Raw genomic sequence first — 244 nt, 5'->3', positions numbered from 1 at the left:
GCTGCTGAACCCCGCCGTCGCCCTGCCCGGTCCCCCCTTGCTGCAGCTGCCCGTATCCCTGCTGCCCCCCTGGCTGCTGGACCGACCCATCGCCAGGCTGCTGAGGCGACCCGTCACCCAACTGCTGAACCCGGCCCTCGCCCTGCCCCGTCCCCCCTTGCTGCAGCTGCCCGTATCCCTGCTGCCCCCCTGGCTGCTGGACCGACCCATCGCCAGGCTGCTGAGGCGACCCGTCACCCAACTG

General features: G+C 72.5%; 1 protein-coding gene. It reads left to right on the top strand.

The features are described from left to right. A partial coding sequence (locus ABZ904_RS15540) for a hypothetical protein (RefSeq protein ID WP_361823563.1) occupies positions 1-244 on the top strand: 244 nt, incomplete at both ends.

This window comes from Streptomyces sp. NPDC046900, assembly GCF_040644975.1.
In the GTDB taxonomy this organism is placed as follows: Bacteria; Actinomycetota; Actinomycetes; order Streptomycetales; family Streptomycetaceae; genus Streptomyces.
The sequence above is the reverse complement of the archived record's forward strand: the minus strand, read 5'-3'. Positions and strand labels throughout refer to the sequence as shown.